General features: G+C 48.4%; 15 protein-coding genes and 1 tRNA gene. 6 read left to right on the forward strand and 10 right to left on the reverse strand.

All coding sequences use genetic code 11. The features are described from left to right. Positions 1-66: 66 nt before the first annotated feature. Together CSQ88_RS16855 and CSQ88_RS16860 are read right to left on the reverse strand one after the other, a co-directional pair. Positions 67-1254 carry a methyl-accepting chemotaxis protein gene (locus CSQ88_RS16855; protein ID WP_180273700.1) on the reverse strand — a complete coding sequence of 396 codons (1188 nt, stop codon included), beginning with the start codon at positions 1252-1254 and terminating at the stop codon, positions 67-69. A gap of 325 nt (positions 1255-1579) precedes the next feature. Then, on the reverse strand, positions 1580-3043 hold the full coding sequence (locus CSQ88_RS16860) for an amino acid permease (protein ID WP_099399255.1): 1464 nt from the start codon (positions 3041-3043) through the stop codon (positions 1580-1582). A gap of 226 nt (positions 3044-3269) precedes the next feature. On the opposite strand from CSQ88_RS16860, the gene CSQ88_RS16865 reads away from it, so the two are divergent. The 3 genes from CSQ88_RS16865 to tsgA all read left to right on the forward strand — a co-directional run bounded on the left by CSQ88_RS16865 (position 3270) and on the right by tsgA (position 7336). Beyond that, positions 3270-4583, forward strand: coding sequence for a Na+/H+ antiporter family protein (locus tag CSQ88_RS16865; RefSeq protein ID WP_099399256.1), 1314 nt, complete (start codon positions 3270-3272; stop codon positions 4581-4583). Between the two features lie 723 nt (positions 4584-5306). Next, positions 5307-6137 (forward strand): purine-nucleoside phosphorylase, encoded by an 831-nt coding sequence (locus CSQ88_RS16870; RefSeq protein WP_099399257.1) that lies wholly within the window; start codon positions 5307-5309, stop codon positions 6135-6137. Positions 6138-6139: 2 nt separating this feature from the next. Beyond that, positions 6140-7336, forward strand: coding sequence for an MFS transporter TsgA (gene tsgA, locus CSQ88_RS16875; RefSeq protein ID WP_099399258.1), 1197 nt, complete (start codon positions 6140-6142; stop codon positions 7334-7336). Between the two features lie 226 nt (positions 7337-7562). Here the strand turns inward: tsgA and CSQ88_RS16880 are convergent, their stop codons facing one another. From CSQ88_RS16880 to CSQ88_RS16900, 5 genes are all read right to left on the reverse strand, one after another. Continuing rightward, on the reverse strand, positions 7563-9722 hold the full coding sequence (locus CSQ88_RS16880; protein ID WP_099399259.1) for an EAL domain-containing protein: 2160 nt from the start codon (positions 9720-9722) through the stop codon (positions 7563-7565). Positions 9723-9732: 10 nt separating this feature from the next. Next, positions 9733-10278 (reverse strand): heme NO-binding domain-containing protein, encoded by a 546-nt coding sequence (locus tag CSQ88_RS16885; protein ID WP_218963133.1) that lies wholly within the window; start codon positions 10276-10278, stop codon positions 9733-9735. Positions 10279-10587: 309 nt separating this feature from the next. After that, positions 10588-11646, reverse strand: coding sequence for an FUSC family protein (locus CSQ88_RS16890; RefSeq protein WP_099399260.1), 1059 nt, complete (start codon positions 11644-11646; stop codon positions 10588-10590). Positions 11647-11732: 86 nt separating this feature from the next. Next, the gene (msrB, locus tag CSQ88_RS16895) at positions 11733-12137 is read right to left on the reverse strand and encodes a peptide-methionine (R)-S-oxide reductase MsrB (RefSeq protein ID WP_099399261.1); all 405 of its coding nucleotides are present in this window, start codon (positions 12135-12137) and stop codon (positions 11733-11735) included. 128 nt (positions 12138-12265) lie between these two features. Continuing rightward, on the reverse strand, positions 12266-13078 hold the full coding sequence (locus tag CSQ88_RS16900; RefSeq protein WP_099399262.1) for an alpha/beta hydrolase: 813 nt from the start codon (positions 13076-13078) through the stop codon (positions 12266-12268). A gap of 62 nt (positions 13079-13140) precedes the next feature. Between CSQ88_RS16900 and CSQ88_RS16905 the strand changes: the two genes are divergently transcribed. From CSQ88_RS16905 to CSQ88_RS23035, 3 genes are all read left to right on the forward strand, one after another. After that, on the forward strand, positions 13141-13467 hold the full coding sequence (locus tag CSQ88_RS16905) for a hypothetical protein (protein WP_099399263.1): 327 nt from the start codon (positions 13141-13143) through the stop codon (positions 13465-13467). Positions 13468-13592: 125 nt separating this feature from the next. Beyond that, positions 13593-15494 (forward strand): molecular chaperone HtpG, encoded by a 1902-nt coding sequence (htpG, locus tag CSQ88_RS16910; protein ID WP_099399264.1) that lies wholly within the window; start codon positions 13593-13595, stop codon positions 15492-15494. Between the two features lie 299 nt (positions 15495-15793). Then, entirely contained in the window at positions 15794-15931 is a 138-nt protein-coding gene (locus tag CSQ88_RS23035) for a hypothetical protein (protein ID WP_180273701.1), read from the forward strand. Positions 15932-16078: 147 nt separating this feature from the next. On the opposite strand, the gene CSQ88_RS16915 is transcribed toward CSQ88_RS23035, so the two are convergent. From CSQ88_RS16915 to CSQ88_RS16925, 3 genes are all read right to left on the reverse strand, one after another. Beyond that, positions 16079-16657: a hypothetical protein gene (locus tag CSQ88_RS16915; RefSeq protein WP_099399265.1), complete on the reverse strand. Its 579-nt coding sequence runs from the start codon at positions 16655-16657 to the stop codon at positions 16079-16081. 80 nt (positions 16658-16737) lie between these two features. Then, positions 16738-17811, reverse strand: a complete 1074-nt coding sequence (gene hisC, locus CSQ88_RS16920) for a histidinol-phosphate transaminase (RefSeq protein ID WP_099399266.1) — start codon at positions 17809-17811, stop codon at positions 16738-16740. 105 nt (positions 17812-17916) lie between these two features. Further along, positions 17917-18001 (reverse strand) — tRNA-Leu (locus tag CSQ88_RS16925). Between the last annotated feature and the right edge of the window lie 81 nt (positions 18002-18082).

The raw sequence follows: 18082 nt of genomic DNA on the forward strand, positions 1-18082 counted from the left end.
GACAGCCCCTTTTGCATCTGGATTGGGTTGATTGCCATGACGACCACTCCACAAAAGAACGTTCGTTCACCTTAGGCCTTTTAAGTGGTTTGAGCAAGGAGATTGAGCAAGAGACATAATCAGGATCTCTTTAATCACATTCACAACGCTGTTAATGCTGGCAGTGCGCTCTTTCAGTGATTCAATTTGCCCGGCTGAAACACGTACTTCCGCGGCAATTTGCTGAATACTCTGAATCGTGCTTTCAATCACATCACCACCACTTGCGGCCATCCTGCCTGCTTCACGCGCAGTGCGGTCACACTGGCTGCTCCGGTCTGCAACCAGGCCGATACTGACAGTCACCTCTTCAACACCCGCTGCCATGCTGGATGCGGCCCCACTAACATGATGAGATGCCTTAGACAGCTCATGGCTGCTTTCAGACAACTCACCCGCCGTGCCCGTTACATCCCGGCCAATGCGGTGCAGCTGCTGCAAGCTGCCTTGCAGTGTATCCAGCAGGCCGTTTAAGGCATTTAAGGATTCGGCAATTTCATCGTTCCCGCTTACTTTCATGCGCAGGGTGAAATCGTAGTTTGTGCCTAAATCAACTAAAAACTGGCGTAAATCCTGCAGCGGTTTTTTAATCCCCAGGGTAATCCAGATTCCTAAGCCAAAAGCCAGAAGCAATAAGGCACAGCCCACTGTTAAAGAGGAAGCAATGGCATTCGATATCTGAGCTTTAACGTCGCGGCTGGCTTCTTTGGAATAATCACTGTTATGCGCTTTTGCAGTACTTAAGGCCGCTGAAAATTTTTCAGCCTGCGGCGTAACACTTTTAGAAATATAACTACGCGCTTCCTCGGGCGGCAGGGTTAGCGAAAAACGAGCGCCTTCTGCAATCAGCGGCTTTAAGATGGCCAACTCTGCCACGGCTGCAGCCAGGTTTTTCCGGTCTGTATCATCATCAGTAAATTTTTCATAGCTTTGCAAAAGACGGTCAACCTCTGCCAGCGAGCTTTGCATTTTATTAATCTGCGCCTGCTTTTGCTGAGGATCGCTTTCAATAATGTGGCTCAATTCCATGCGGCGGGCGGCCATAAAGGCCAGCTCGGCATCATTGAGCGTTTCTAAAGAAGGCATCACATTGGCCACCACCTCTTCTACCAGCACATTAATTGCGCTCAGCTTTAAAAAGCTGACCGTAATCAACAGCAAGATGGATATGGCTGTTGTAGCCACTAATAAAGTAAGCCGGTGAGTAATTTTCAAGGTTATTTCCAATGAAAGTAAATGATTAAAAAATACAACTCACAATCTAATCTTAGCTTTTCAGACTTTCCCTGCAAGATATTTAATTTCACACTGCGTACATTGGAGCATGCCTTTCTTAGAGCGTTTTATTCTCTTTATTAAACGCAGACTCTGATTCCTTCAGCTTGTCCATTCCCGCTCCAACAGCAAACCCCTATTTGCACGGCCATTACGATAAAATATTGGGCGATAACAGGGGCAAACAAAAAAATGGCGGATGCAATGAGCTAAAAAAAACGCCCCAATCACAGACCGGGGCATTTTGCTTGAGCGAGGCTGATGCTTAATCCCGCTGACTGTCTAAATCCATTGTAGATAGCGATACAAATTTGCTTTTGTTTTTATACTTATAAGCAAACCAGATTGCTAAAAAGAGCGGAATGCCGATATAGGTTGCCGCAACGCTGGCCCAATCAATTTTACCTGCCATAAAAGCCTGATAATTCTGGCCCAGCATAATCACCATACAAAGCGCAAAAGCAAACAACGGCCCCAGAGGATAAAAGCTGGAGCGATAAGGCAGCGCACTTAAATCACGGCCTTGGGCAATATAGCCTTTGCGAAAGCGGTAATGACAAATGGCAATACCCAGCCATGCAATAAAGCCGGTCATACCCGAAGTATTTAACAGCCACAGATATACTGTTTTATCACCAAAAATAGAGGCAAAAAAGCACAGCATCCCCACCACGGTGGTGGCATACAGCGCGTTTCTTGGCACACCATTACTGGATAAGCGGGCAAATATTTTAGGAGCTTTGCCTTCAGTCGCTAAGGAATACAGCATGCGTGTGGATGCATACATCCCTGAATTACCTGCCGATAAAATGGCGGTTAAAATCACGGTATTCATTAAGCTGGCAGCAAAGGCAATACCGGCGTTTTTAAAAACCAGAGTAAATGGGCTCACGCCAATATCAGAGACATCGCCCTTTAAAAGATTTGGGTCGGTATAGGGAATCAACAGGCCAATAATCAAAATGGCAAACACATAAAACAGCAGAATGCGCCAGAAGACTTGCTTAATAGCACGGGGAATATCTTTTTCCGGATTAGCCGATTCACCCGCAGCAATACCGATTAACTCGGTACCCTGAAAAGAGAACCCGGCAATCATCGCCACCCCGAGCATGGCGGGGAATCCTCCTACAAAGGGTGCGTCGCCCAAGGTGAAGTTTTCCAGCCCCACCGTATGCGTGCCCTTCATGATGCCAAACACCATAAAGAGGCCGGTGCCGATAAATACAATCACCGTCACCACTTTAATTAAGGAGAACCAGTATTCCGCCTCGCCAAAGCCTTTCACCGATATAAAGTTCAGCGCAAACATAATCGCCAGGAATATCGCACTCCAGAGCATGCCGGGGCTGTCCGGGAACCAGAACTTCATCACCATACTGGCCGCGGCCAGCTCAACGGCAATGGTCACCGCCCAGTTGTACCAATAGTTCCAGCCCAGCGCAAAGCCAAAGCCTGGCTCAACAAATTTAGCGCCATAAGTAGAAAAAGAACCGGAGACCGGCATATAGGCGGCCATTTCCGCCAAGCTGGTCATCAAAAAGTAAACCATCAGCCCGATAACAGCGTAGGCAAGCAAAGCACCACCCGGGCCTGCCTGTGCAACCGTTGCACCAGAAGCCACAAACAGCCCCGTACCAATCGATCCGCCAATGGCGATCATGGTGAGATGGCGGGCGCGTAAATTACGCTTTAAGCCATGGCCCTGACCTGTATCTTCTCCAATCATTACATCTTCCTTTTCTAGCATTAAAGCACTTTAAAGCATTGCAAAATACAGCAGAAAAATCCGCCCAATAGGCTGCGGCGCGTGATGTTAGCACCAGAAAAACATTTCTTACACAGATAAATAAGCGATCGGGAATAACACCGTTTTGCGGAAAGTTCCGTAATTCCCTGAGCAAAAATTTCCATCGCAGGTTAAAGTCCGGTTTTTTTCCCTGCCGAATCCACTTATGAATGCCGTCTTAATTGCCGTCACACTGATGCTGGCACTCTCTCTTAGCCGCGTGAATGTGGTGATCAGCATTTTAGTCAGCGCCATGGCTGGCGGCCTGGTTGGCGGGCTGAATATCGCTCAGACACTGAGCGCTTTTAATTCTGGCCTGGGTGGCGGCGCAGGCATTGCTCTGTCTTACGCTCTTTTGGGCGCATTTGCACTGGCGCTGGCCGAATCAGGCCTGCCGCATGCCATGGCAGATGGCTTAGCCAAGCTGGCGCAGCAAAGCAGCACCGGCACAAAAGTAAAATGGGGGATTATTCTGGCGCTGCTTGGCCTTGCCATTGCTTCGCAAAATATTTTGCCTATTCATATTGCCTTTATCCCGCTGGTGGTCCCCCCCCTGCTCTATACCTTAGCCCGGCTAAAAGTGGATCGTCGTTTGCTGGCCTGTATCCTGACTTTTGGTCTGGTCACCCCCTATATGGTGTTTCCTGTGGGCTTTGGTGAGATTTTTCTGCAGCAGATTCTGCTCGGCAATATTGCAAAATCCGGCCTGGATGCCAGCCATGTGGATGTGATGCACGCCATGGCGCTACCTGCCTTGGGCATGGTCACGGGTTTGCTGATCGCCGTATTTATCAGCTACCGTAAACCCCGCCAGTACAATATTGATGCCATTGCAGCTGTAGAGCGCGAAGACGTGCACTACAGCCGCCGCAGCCTTTCAGTAGCGGGGCTGGCCATGGCGGGCACGTTTATCACCCAGCTCTATGCCGACTCCATGCTGTTTGGCGCGCTGGCCGGTTTTGTCATTTGCGTAGCAGGCGGGGCCGTGCCGCTCAATAAAGCGGATGGCATTTTTGCAGAAGGCATGAAAATGATGGCCGGGATTGGCCTGATTATGATTGCCGCATCCGGCTTTGCCGAAGTACTGAAAGCCACCGGGGATGTCACCAGCCTGGTTGAGCACTCCATGCAATATATCGGCGGCAATAAGCCACTGGCCGTGTTTTTAATGCTGCTGGTGGGCCTGATTGTTACGCTGGGCATTGGCTCTTCTTTTTCTACCGTACCCATTCTTGCCACCATTTATGTACCGCTGGCCATCAAACTGGGGCTGAGCCCGGAAGCGATTGTCTGCCTGATTGGTACGGCCGGTGCACTGGGGGATGCGGGATCGCCCGCTGCGGATTCAACCCTGGGGCCAACAGCAGGTTTAAATATCGACGGCCAGCATGATCATATGTGGGATACCGTGGTGCCCACCTTCCTGCACTTTAATTTGCCGGTACTCGCATTTGGCTGGATCGCGGTAATGAGCCTTTAAAACATCAAGATCATGCCTCTTGCCCGATCAATACTGTGCAAAGAGTTTTTTGGCAGCAAGATTAAGCAAGAGGCAATATCTGCCAGATCAGTAATGTGCTAAACATTCATTTCCCTCTTTCTGGGTGGCAGATAATTAAAGCAGCAATGGCCCCTTCCCCTTAGAAACACCCTTTATTAAATATTGAAATAGCCACTATGTTATTGATTACATACGGCATACCTAATATGAGCGGCCCAATTAAGCAGTAATACTGCTTCTTTAAGAAAATTAAATCCACCTTAAGCACACGGCACAATCACTGATCAATATTTAAAATAATAAAGAATCAGGCATCAAATAAAACTGAGCTGAAAATATTTAAAAACCATTGATTACCATCAATAAGCACAAGAAATAAAGCCACGTCCGTCGGATAAAATATGTGACTAATCCTTTGTATTGTATGGATTAATTTTTTACAGGCAGGCCGGTGTAATTAGTTCACCTTATGCCAGCCGGTTTACTGATAATAGAGAATCGCCCCTTCAAAAAAATAGACCATTCGTCTGTCTATTCATTTAACAAACAAAATACCGTACAATCTGAATCAGACAGACTTGATTTAAAACAACTCAGGTTTTAAATCAATCGATTACAAATACACCATTGAAGAGCTTAAAAAAAAACAAGTCATTTTTAAAACACACTAAATAATTAATACACAACAACAGGATTTCAAACATGAATAACGTTCGTCATGAAGAAGCCAGGCTTTCCGCAGCCCATCTGCAAAAAGCATTCAGCCATGCCATCCCGGAAACAGCAGTTATTCTGGGCTCTGGTTTAGGCGACTTCACTAAAATCGTCAAAGTATTAGAAAGCATTTCTTACGGCGATATCCCCCATTTCCCACAATCATCTGTAGCTGGCCATAAAGGCAAGCTGACGATTGCTGAAGTGGCAGACGGTAAAAACGTACTGATTATGGAAGGCCGCTTTCATTACTACGAAGGCTACACCCCGCAAGAAGTGACTTTCCCGATTGCTGTGTTTAAAGAGCTGGGCATCAAACAGCTTATCGTCAGCAATGCGGCAGGTGGCTGCAACCCAAGCTTTACTGCGGGTGACATTATGATCATTGACGATCATATCAACCTGACCGGTAATCACCCGCTGATCGGCAAAAATGACGATGCATGCGGCCCGCGTTTCTTAGACCAGACTGCGCCTTACTCACCACGTTTGATCGCACTGGCAGAATCGCTTGCAGCTGAATCTGGCGTAACGCCTAAGAAAGGCACCTATGTGAAGATGACCGGCCCAACTTACGAAACCCGCGCTGAAATTAAAATGGTTCAGTCCTACGGCGCAGATTCAGTAGGGATGTCGACTGTTTACGAAGTAATTATGGCTAATTACTTTGGTATGGAAGTGCTGGGTATTTCCTGCATTACCAATATGGCGACCGGCCTAGCTAAAACCCATCACAACCACGCTGCCGTGGTGGATGTGGCCAATAGCGTATCCGAGAAGTTTTCTAAGTGGGTTAAAAACATTGTGGTGGCTCTGTAATCATGGACGTTCAAAAAGATTCCAAGAAGAGATTAAATCTGATCGCTTACGTGTGCTATTTCTTTACTGGCGCTTTAATCACCACACTGGGCCTGGTACTTGGCCCGGTATCAGCCGCATTTCATAAAGACCCTGGCTTTATCGGCCAGATGTTTACCCTGCTGAATTTTGGTTTGTTTGTGCCGATTCTGGTGGGTGGTGTGCTGATGCAGAAATACAGCATCAAATCACTGCTGGCGATTGCTTCTGCCGTCACCATCGCACTGACCGTGGTACTGACCGTTGTGCCATCGATCACGCTGTTTGGTTTTACCGTGCTGATGATTGGTGCTGCGGCCGGTATCACCATGGCCGTGGGTAGTTATTTAGTGGTGCGGATTAATCCAGATCCTAAAGACCGCTCATCCAGCCTGATTTTTACCGACTTCTTCTTCAGCTTTGCAGGTGTGGTATTGCCGGTGATTCTGGGCTATCTGTTTAAGCACAACGCCAGCTGGCTGGTGATGTACTTCCTAATGTCGGCTATTTCATTACTCTTGATTGTGCTGATCGCTAAGGCGAAATTCCCAACCGTAGAGCGTGAAGTAAAATCGGAAGACGGCACTGCGGTTAAAGAGCCTTGGGGCAAAGCCATTTACTACGTGTGTTTCGCTGCCTTTGCGTTTATTTACGCCGAGCTGGTATTCACCATGTGGCTGCCAACTTACCTGCAGGATGCCGTAAAGCTGCCAGTAGATACTGCTGCACTGTACGTTACGCTGTACTGGGGCTCTAAGGCCACTGGCCTGTGGCTGAACCACTACACTGTGCGCTATGTACAACTGCGTACCTTCCTGATTGCTTCGGCTATCGTTGGTACAGCCAGCATTGCAACGATTGCAAATGTGCCACAAGCCACTGTAATCGGCGTGGCTCTGGTGTGCTTTGGCTTCTTTAACTCAGGTATTTACTCTGGCCTGATCAGCTACGGCAGCTTGCAAGTTAAAGTGTCTCCACCAAGCCTGATCTCAACGATCCTGACTTGCGGTTCAGTTGGTACACTGATTTTTGCTTCTGTATCAGCGTATATCTTCTCGAACTACGGCCTGCACTGGGCGCTGAATTCTTCCGTGATTGTGTATGTTTTCGCACTGATCGGGATTATTCTGGCAGGTTCATGCAGTAAAGCAGAAGAACTGCACGGTAAGCTGGGCCTGTAAGCCCCGCGCCACCCAAGCAAAACGCCCCAATTGGGGCGTTTTGTTTTGCATAGTATCTGCTTAAAAAAAATTATTAAATTTTAAATAAGCCCGCTTCGCGATCTGCCTTAGATGCATCGGCCATTGCTCTTTTTCAAGGACTTAAACCAGTGTCTGGTATTTATTCTTAAAAGGATTTTGATGCATGAATAATGACACTATCGTTGGAGCGACAGGGAAAGACATACTAAGCAGATAAAGCAGTCATCATACTCAGCAATTGAACAGGATCAACCGGCTTTTGCAAGAAATGCTCCACCCGGGCAATATTGATCGCTGCGCGTAATACGGCTAAATCGGTGCTCGCGGTAATTAAGATACGCAAAGCCTTTGGTTGAATCAACTTGGCCCTGGCCAAAAATGCAATGCCATCCTCGCCTGGCAATTGATAATCGCAAACAATGGCCGCAAACTGATGGTGCTCTAAAAGCGGCAGGCCAGATTCTGCGCTGTCTGCCAGATAAAGTTGGAGCGAAAGGCCCGATAAAATATGCTGAATCAGTTCCAGTATCACTGGCTGATCATCAATCACCAGCACACAAGGTGAGTTTACGGACCCCAATAATTGCTTTGGGTCTAGCACACAAGCCTGCCTCAACATGACCTCTAAATCTGCACTAGAAACAGGGCGCGAAATCCAATAGCCTTGAATCAAATGTGCGCCTAGCTCTAGCAAAATTTGTGCTTCTTGTTCGGTCTCAACTCCTTCTGCCAAAGCCTGCATCGATAAGCTGCGTGCCAGCTGAATAATAGTCGCTACAATCGCTTTATCATGCGCACTATGACTTAAGCCACGCACAAAAGATTGATCAATTTTTAGCCGCTCGGCAGGAAAGCGTTTTAAATAACCTAAGTTTGAATAGCCCACACCAAAATCATCAATCGCCAACGCCACGCCCAAAGCCTTAATCTGAGCAATGATAGCTAAAGCCAACTCTGGATCGCTAATCGATAAGCTTTCGGTAATTTCCAGCTCTAAACATTCAGGAGGAATACCGTGACAGGCCAGCGCATCGGCCACTCGATACACAATCGCATCACTTCCCAACTCTAGTGGCGACACATTCACCGCAACCCTCACCCAGCCCATGCCCGCTTGCTGCCAGCTCAATATTTGCTGACAAGCCGCTAACATCACCCACTGGCCGATCTCACAAATCAAACCTGTCTCTTCTGCCATCGAGATAAACGCACCTGGATAAAGCAAGCCATAATCAGGCGATTGCCAGCGTACCAGCGCCTCAACGCTCACTAACATGCCGGTACTTAAATCAACTTGAGGTTGGTAATGTAAAACCAATTCATTATGACTAATGGCATAACGCAAACGGCTCTCAAGCAAGCGCCGCGAATCTAACTCCTGCTGCATATGCTCAGAGAAATAGCACACTGCACTGCCGCCGCCCTCTTTAGCGTGATACATGGCAATATCTGCGCGTTTTAGTAATATCTCCGCATCTGAGCCATGCTCTGGGTATTGCGCAGCACCAATGCTGCCCCCCATAATTTGATCGATTCGATCCAGCTGAATCGGCTGCAAAATAGCGGCTAAAATAGCCTCTGCCATCTGTAAACGATCCATGGCACAGTGAGTAGGCACCGCAACCACAAACTCATCCCCACCCAACCTTGCCGCCGTTCCTCCTGCTAAAGGTAAAGTTTGTAGCCGCTTAGCAATTTCACACAGCACTATGTCGCCTGCAGCATGGCCTTGACTGTCATTAATAAATTTAAATTTATCTAGATCAATAAAAAATATAGTTAAACCCATGCCGTGCAGCCGTGCAGAGGCAATATGCTGGCTTAGCCGCTCTAGTAAACGGGCACGATTAGCTAGGCCAGTAAGCCCGTCGTGGGTAGCTTGATAACGCAGCTGATGATGCAGACGGCGCTGCTCAGACACATCGTGCAAAATAATAATACGTACCGGCCTGCCCAAAAATGCACTGCTACCGATAATAATATGCACCGCAGAAAAACTACCATCGCCCTTGCGCAACAAGATAGCGACGTCTTCTTGCCCCCCTTCACTAAGCGGGTCAACCTCATCATCCACCACCATACGCAACCAATTTAGGCCAATTAAATCTGCTTCTTGAGTAAAACCTAAAATCTCTGCTGCAGCAGGATTAGCCAGTGAAATTTCACCGCTCACTTGCGCCAGCAGCACTGCGCAAGGCATTTTTGATAAGACATCAAAAAACTCCTGCTCTTCTGCATTGCGCAGCTTTTCATAAGCCAAGCGCAGCGACTCAGTACGCTCTTCAACCAAACTTTCAGCGTATTGACGTGCTTTTTTTTCACGATCGATGGCACGGCGCAACGCCGCTTCAATTTCATCGCTCATGATTTAAGCCTTAAAGTGTACACACCCTAAACTCCGTCACCTGCATCTCGCCCTCATCCGCCAAATCACGGCGTATCACAGTGGCCTGACCACCGTAGTGCGCGATACACCCTTCAATCATGCCCAGTGCCAGATCAGCTAAATGGCGGCGAGAGCGATAACGTAATAGCAAAGAACCATCACTCCCCCTCTCAGTTTCTAGCATGGGTAAATCTGCATCGGGGTAAATTCTGCGGACCTCTACATGAATCTGTCCTTCGATACTCTCCAAAAAGGTATACACATCGGGCATAGAGCGGAGTAATTCTGAGCGCTGAGCAATCAGCCGGCCAAATAAATGCTGACCAAATGCCCGTACTAAATCAGGGACGGGGGTGCCGCAGCGCGCTGATAATGCCTGTACCAAGGCAAATATTTCATGAAAATCATAATACCCAGCCGCCGTATAAGCGCCACCGGAAGGCGGGTTAGCCGCTGTAATCATTTCATCTACAGCCACAATCCCCTGTACAGACTCAACAAAGTCCATAAACTCATTGAAAACAATACCTTTCATGGCATCACTCCATTGCTGAATTCACAATTTCTAATTGCTTAGCTTGGATGAGAAGTAAAACAAGTTCAAACCTTAGCTGCAAATATCGACGACACACGAGCAGACTAGATCTGAACACTCTGGAAGTGATTGCCAGCGACTCATTAAAACGCGTTTCATGCAGGCGAACTTTAGCAGTAAGCGGAAATTGGTAAGCAAAGCAAGAAGTGGCTGACCTAAACAACACGCCCTATCAAAGTGAATAAATATGCAGGCTCAAAAAAAAGCCACCAGATTTATTACTACGATATAAAAATCAGAAAAAAACGCTCACAAAAGCTCATCACTCTGAATACGTTTTAATTTTTTTTTAGGGCGCGGGTCAAAATAATGAGGCTGCAAACGAATAAATAATAAAGTACCCATCCCAGATAATACGCAGGCAATAATAGTGTTTTCTACCCGTGCCCGTACCAAGGAATGATGCTCCCCGCCAAAATCAAGCAAGACCATCACCAATGCTGTAATTGGAATCACCGCCAGCCAGTAATTACGCTCCAGGCAAATCGGGGTTACTGCCGCCAGAATCACCACCAATGCAGCCAGTTGCCATTCCGCCTGAAAAAAATACAAAACGGCCCAGCCCAGTAAAGCGCCAATAATAGAGCCGATTAAACGCTGCACCATACGATCAATCGTCAGCTTATTATCGTAAACCGTCACCAGCACTACGGTCAGCGGCAGCCAATAGGCACGCTCCAAGCCCAGCCCATAGCCAATTAAATAGGCCAGCACCACTTTGGCCGCAAAATAGAAGGCAAAAATAGAATTATTATGATCACGGCGTAAAAGGCGGCTCATTGCTTCATACAGCATGGGGCCGTTTTTAGGCTCGGGCGAGCGAAAAATAAACCGGTCCAGCAGCACGGCAAAAATACCCGAAGCCCCGCCTAACAATAAATAAGTACCCGCCAGAGGTGAAAGCAAGGGGGCACTGTCACCAAACAAGAAAGCAATCAGCCAGTATTTGCTCATCATTTCGACGGAATTACCTGCGCCCTGCAGCCAGCCGGTAAAAATTGCAAACGCCAGCAGAAAGGCCAGCGGCGCCCCCTGCACATAGTGCCCGGCAACGCCTGCAATCCCTGCCAGCAACATGCCTACCGTCATATACACCATCACGGTGATCCGCTCGGATGTATTGCCTCCATTATCCACAAACATGGTGTAAAAGCCTGCTACCGCACCATACACAGCCGGTAAAAACTCGCCCCGCAGCAACGCAATGCCCAAGGGCAGGCCCACAGCAATCATCACCCGCAACACCCGTCTCCACGGAATACCCTGCTGCGGTTTAATCGCCAGCATCTGAATCAGCTGTGTCTGCATATATAACCCTTTCAATAAGGGGGAGAATTTTACTGCTTAAGACGATTCAGGCTGTACTGACGATGAAGGTAAAAATAACAAGGGCATTAATCGCTGCCATGCGGTTTAAATTCAATGGATACCGAATTAATACAATAGCGCTCACCTGTAGGCATAGGCCCATCCGGGAAAACATGGCCCAGATGCGCATCACAATGACTGCAGCGTACTTCCACCCGAATCATGCCGTGGCTGCCATCCCTGATCCGCCGGATATTTGCGCCTGCCGCCTCAGCCCAAAAACTGGGCCAGCCGCAGCCTGCATCAAATTTGCGCTCGGATTCAAATAACACCGTGTCACAGCAGATGCAGTGATACTTGCCGCTGCCTGTCTGGCGATAATGCTCACCCGAAAAAGGCCGCTCGGTGCCGCCCTCTCTGGCCACCCGATATGCTTCGGCACTCAGTTGCTCACGCCACTCTGCATCGCTTTTCTTTACTTTTTCGCCCATCTTAAAAACTCCAATACGTCTGGTTTAAGCATTAAATCAAAACATCTTCTAAAAAATTCTGCGGGCACAAAGGCCGCTGAGAACAGCACACAGAGAAAACCAATTTCGGGGGCAAGTGCTGACCAAATTTAATCTTCCGGATAAGTCAGCTCCAGCCAGTTTTGTATTTCTTTCGCCACTTCCGTTTTATGAAAATCCGCCATCATGGCGTGGCCGCAATCTTCAATAATAATTGCCCTGGTATGCCAGGCACTGGCGCAAGCATGGCTGTCGCTGGGCGGGATCAGCTGATCAGCGCCCGCCCCCAGCACGAGGCAAGGCAATTTGGGGCAGTTTAAACCGGCAAAAAGATGAGGAATTGCCATTTCAGTTAAGGCCAGCATCGATTCAGGCTGGGCACGGGCGGCAAAGTGATCCACCATCTCCCGATCTGTTTTAGACGAAAACAACAGTTCGCGCACAAAGCTTGGGTTACCTGCCGCCGCCGCACCATGCCACTGAAACTGGCCCAGATTCCACAATAAACCCGGCTGCGAAGCCACAAGGTGAGCAAAAGAAGCGGCAACGCCATAAGGCGCAACGCTGGCCAGCAGCACCATGCCTGCCAGCTTTGCCTGCCTCGCCACCCGCTGCGCCACAAGCCCCCCCATCGAGTGCCCAATCAGCACCGGCGGCTCTGGCATCTCAGCAATCATCAGCAAAATATCTTTTACATAATCATCAATGCCAAAGTGATCGAGCTTCTCTCTGCCCATGCTGCCCGCATGGCCGCGTAAGCTGGGCGCAATGACATCCCAGCCTGCTTCTGTAAAATAAGGCAGAAAATAACTCTCCCAGCACCAAGAGCCTGCGTAAGCACCATGAATCATCAGTAAGGGTGGAGCATTCTTTCGCTTCTTTACTGCGTCAGCCTTTAAAATCTCAAGTTTATAACCGCTCATATATACTTTTTTCCCAGCCCGCTTAAACTAAATACGCAGCTCATCATTATTAAGGATCCACAATGCCCTACATCACACGTGATTTGAACGGCCAGATCAGCGCGGTTTTTCGCGATGCCAATACAGCAGCCAGCGAGTTTGTTCCGCAAAACGCGCCAGAATTGGTGCGTTTTATAGGGGCCCCTGCCAACACCGAATTATTCCATTCATTAGACAGCGATTTAATCCGGGTTATTGAAGACGTCATTGATGCGTTAATTCGTAAAAACTTACTATTACTGACTGATCTTCCTACTAAAGCACAAACCAAGATTCTGGCCAGACGTAATTTAAGGCAAAGCCTGCCACAGAGTACCAGTATCTTATCGCCGAACGACGGTTTAATTTAATCCGGCAAAATATGGCCGGGCCATCACAGTGCAATGTTGAAATTTAGCACCCTGCGGACTTGAACAGCGGCCAGCTGGCCCCACTTATCAACACATCTTTGTTCACTTATAAGCAGAGCACTTCAATGGCAAAAGAAACACTAGGCTTCCAAACCGAAGTTAAACAGCTTCTACAGCTGATGATCCACTCTCTTTACTCTAATAAAGAGATTTTCCTGCGTGAGCTGATCTCTAATGCATCTGACGCTTGCGACAAGCTGCGCTTTGAAGCTCTGAATGACGCAAGCTTATACGGGGAAGACAGCGAGTTAAAGATCAGCCTTTCCTTTGATAAAGAAGCACGTACTCTGACATTAAGCGACAACGGTATCGGTATGAGCCGTGACGAAGTCGTGAAAAACATCGGTACGATTGCCCGCTCTGGCACTAAAGAGTTTTTTGGCAAGCTCTCTGGCGATGCTCAAAAAGACGCTAACCTGATTGGCCAGTTTGGTGTGGGCTTCTACTCAGCCTTTATCGTGGCCGATAAAGTCACCCTCACCTCCCGCCGCGCCGGTGAAACCACCGCCACCCAATGGGAATCCGCGGGTGATGGTGAATTCACCCTGGAAGAAGTGGCTAAAGAAGGCCGCGGTACCGAAATCGTACTTCACCTGAAAGAAGGCGAAGACGAATATCTGTCGGACTGGAGCCTGCGCTCGATTATCCGCAAGTATTCTGACCACATCACCCTGCCTATCTTTATGCCAAAAACTGCGGGCTACGATGATGAAGGCAATATCACCCCGGCAGAGGGCGTTGAAGCCGTTAACCAGGCCTCTGCACTGTGGGCGCGCCCAAAATCAGAAATCAGCGACGAGCAATACACCGAATTCTACAAACATGTATCGCACGATTTTGAAGCGCCACTGGCATGGAGCCATGCCCGCGTTGAAGGCAAGCAGGAATACACTGAACTGCTGTACATCCCCAAACGTGCTCCGTTTGATATGCACGACCGTGAACGCCGCCATGGCATTAAGCTCTATGTGCGCCGCGTATTTATCATGGAAGACGCAGAAAAACTGCTGCCACAATACCTGCGCTTTGTGCGCGGCCTGATCGACAGCAGCAACTTACCGCTGAATGTGAGCCGTGAAATTCTGCAACACAGCAAAGACATCGAGCAGATTAAGCAAGGCTGCGTGAAAAAAGTGCTGGGTTTACTTGAATCCATGGCTAATTCTGACGATGCAGCCGAGCAAGCCAAGTATGTAACTTTCTGGGAACAATTTGGCCGCGTGATGAAAGAAGGCGTTGCCGAAGACTTTGCCAATAAAGACCGCATTGCCGGCCTGCTGCGCTTTGCCTCATCGCATACGGATTCTGCAGATCAGAATGTCAGCCTTGCTGCCTATGTGGGCCGCATGAAAGAAGGCCAGGACAAGATCTACTTTATTACTGCCGACAGCTTTGCTGCAGCTAAAAACAGCCCTCACCTAGAAGTCTTCCGCAAGAAAGGCATCGAAGTGCTGCTGATGAGCGAGCGCGTTGACGAGTGGATGATCTCTGGCTTAACCGAGTTTGACGGCAAAAAACTGCAATCCGTGACTAAAGGTGAGCTGGATCTTTCCAACTTTGAAAACGAAGAAGAGAAACAGCAACAGGAAGCGGCCGCCAGCGAGCTGAAAGACGTGCTGGATAAAGTCAAAGCGGTATTGGGCGACAAAGTGAAAGACGTCCGCGTCACTAACCGCCTGACCGACAGCCCGGCCTGCATCGTGGTAGAAAACCAGGATATGAGCGCCAACTTAGAGCGCCTCTTAAAATCTGCAGGGCAAGATGTCAAAGGCAGCAAACCGATTCTGGAAATCAACCCGGAACATATGCTGGTGAAAAAACTGAAAGCCGAGCTGGAAGGCGAGCGTTTTGGCGACTGGACCGAACTCTTGTTCGATCAGGCCCAGCTGGCAGAAGGTGCACAGCTGGATGACCCAGCGACCTTTGTGAAGCGCTTAAACAGCCTGATGATATCGGTAGCTGCTTAAAATCAGCGGGAAATAACCGTTTGCGCCAGGCTGAATATTGAACAGCAGAGAACACAGATCAACGCCAGAAACATGATTTTCGATTCTTCTGCTGTTCGGTAGCGGTGTTCACGCATCCGGCTTATTTCAAAAAAGGCCAGCTTTACGCTGGCCTTTTTTACACCCGCGCAACACTCTCCTGCTTTAATAAAGCAAGGCCTTAGCCCTTATTAATCACATTAAGGCAATCCTTTCACCCTTACCCCCCAATATCGCGTAGGCTGGCTTCGCCACATGGCATAACAGCAGGAATAAATATCATGGCTAAGGGTCAGGTACGCAGTAATCGCGAAACTAAAAAACCAAAGAAAGAAAAAGTAGCCACTACACCCGTCACTACTTTTGGCAATGCGGCAGCACAGGCCAGCGCGCAAATGAATGAAGCAAAAAAGAAATAAATACCGGTGTATATCTGTTAAAGCCCGGAAAAACACAGCCTGAGCTTGCTCCATATTGATATCGCAAACGATGCGGCATCAATAATGCGTACACAAAAAAAGGGCCGCTCTCTCAAAGCGGCCATTTTTATCGCAAATTTAAATCAATTAAAACAGCTCAATATCCCCTGATTCCGGCCCTGCACTTTCTTCGCTGGCCACCGGCACCATGCTGGCCGCTAAAGATAAAGCCTGGCGAATATCCATACCATTTAAAATATCATCAAATAATTTTTTCTCTTGCTCCATTGAATACTGCGAGCGAATCCTGTCCTGCAAAGCCATCCATTCCGATGGAACGTAAAGCCGGTTACGATCAGAAACCAGCTCGGCTAAGCCACTAATCGTGCCGCACACATGATCCAAACGCTGCGATAAGCGATCATAAAACTGAAAGGCAATCACGGCCTGCATATTGCGCTGGCCAATTTCTGCAATTTTGCTGTCTAAATCAAGCTCGGCCGGTAAGGATGAAGCCTGCGCTAATAAATCGTTGCGTAAAGATTCAATCCGGTCATGGGTATCGGCAAAAGAAAATGCCAATGCATTCAGCGATGCATTACTTTCTGCTACAGCATGCTTTACTTGCGCTACCGCAATACCCAGCATCAGCATTGTTTCACGCACCTGACTCCAATCCAGATCCGGATTACGTGCGGCAGAACCACCAGCAGGAAGCTCGATCATTTTAAGTATCACCAAAGAATGGCAGAACACTCAATTTATAGATTTAAACCGCCATGCTTGCCCAGAATATTGGCCTAACTTTATCGTGCCAGGGATAAAGACAGCAATGCCTGTAAGGCTTCTATCAGGGCCGCACATTCTTTATCTGTACCTATGCTGATACGTAAAAACTGATCAATACGCGGCTGCTTAAAATGCCGCACGATAATCGAACGCTCACGCAAAGCGGCTGCCAGCTGCGCCGCATCGTAATCCGGGTGACGGGCAAAAATAAAATTAGCGGCTGAAGGCAAGACTTCAAAGCCCATCAGCCCCATGGCCTGGCTTAAATGCTCGCGCGTCGCAATAATGGCCTGGCAAGTCTTTTGAAAATACGCCTCATCTGCAAAAGAAGCAGCCGCCCCGGCCAAAGCCGCCTTATCCAGTGGATATGAGTTAAAACTATTTTTAACCCGCTCCAGCGCCTCGATTAAATCTGCATGGCCAATCGCAAAACCCACGCGTAAACCGGCCAAAGAACGTGATTTAGACAGCGTTTGCACCACTAACAGATTGGGATAGCGATTCACCAGAGAAATCGCACTTACCCCGCCAAAATCGATATACGCCTCATCGACCAAAACCACTTGCTGCGGATGGCGCTGCAATAAAGTTTCTACAGCTTCCACAGGAAGCAATTTAGCAGTGGGGGCATTAGGATTGGGGAAGATAATCGCGCCGCATGGCTGATCATAATCATCGATATTGATCGCAAAATCAGCCGTCAGCGGCACAAGGCGATAATCAATGCCATACAGACCACAGTAAACCGGATAAAAGCTGTAACTGATATCAGGAAACAACAGCGGTGCATCGTGCTTTAGCAGCGCGGCAAAAGCATGAGCCAGCACTTCATCCGAGCCATTGCCCAAAAACACCTGCGATTTATCCACGCCATGATAGGCGGCAATGGCGGCTTTTAAATGATCACCATTCGGATCCGGATACAGGCGCAGGGTATCGCCCAGCTCGCCCTGCATGGCTTGCAAGACTTTGGGCGATGGGCCGTATGGATTTTCATTGGTATTGAGCTTAATGAGATTGCTCAGCTTGGGCTGCTCTCCCGGCACATAGGGAGTAAGCGTTCTAACCAGCGGGCTCCAGAATTGGCTCATATCTCAGACTCGTAAGGGATCGGGCCCCTATCTTATCAGCTGGCGCGCAAATGCAAAAACGCCAGACTCTTTTGTAAGAATCTGGCGTTTTTATATTCTGTTTTTTGGTGCCGACAGAGAGACTCGAACTCTCACGACCTAAGTCACTACCCCCTCAAGATAGCGTGTCTACCAATTTCACCATGTCGGCATTCAAATACTTGCTTCGTCAGAAGCAGAGAGGGACGCATAATAGTATAAAAATTGAGACTCGTCCATAGCTAAACTAAAA

This window comes from Iodobacter sp. BJB302, assembly GCF_002735645.1.
In the GTDB taxonomy this organism is placed as follows: Bacteria; Pseudomonadota; Gammaproteobacteria; order Burkholderiales; family Chitinibacteraceae; genus Iodobacter.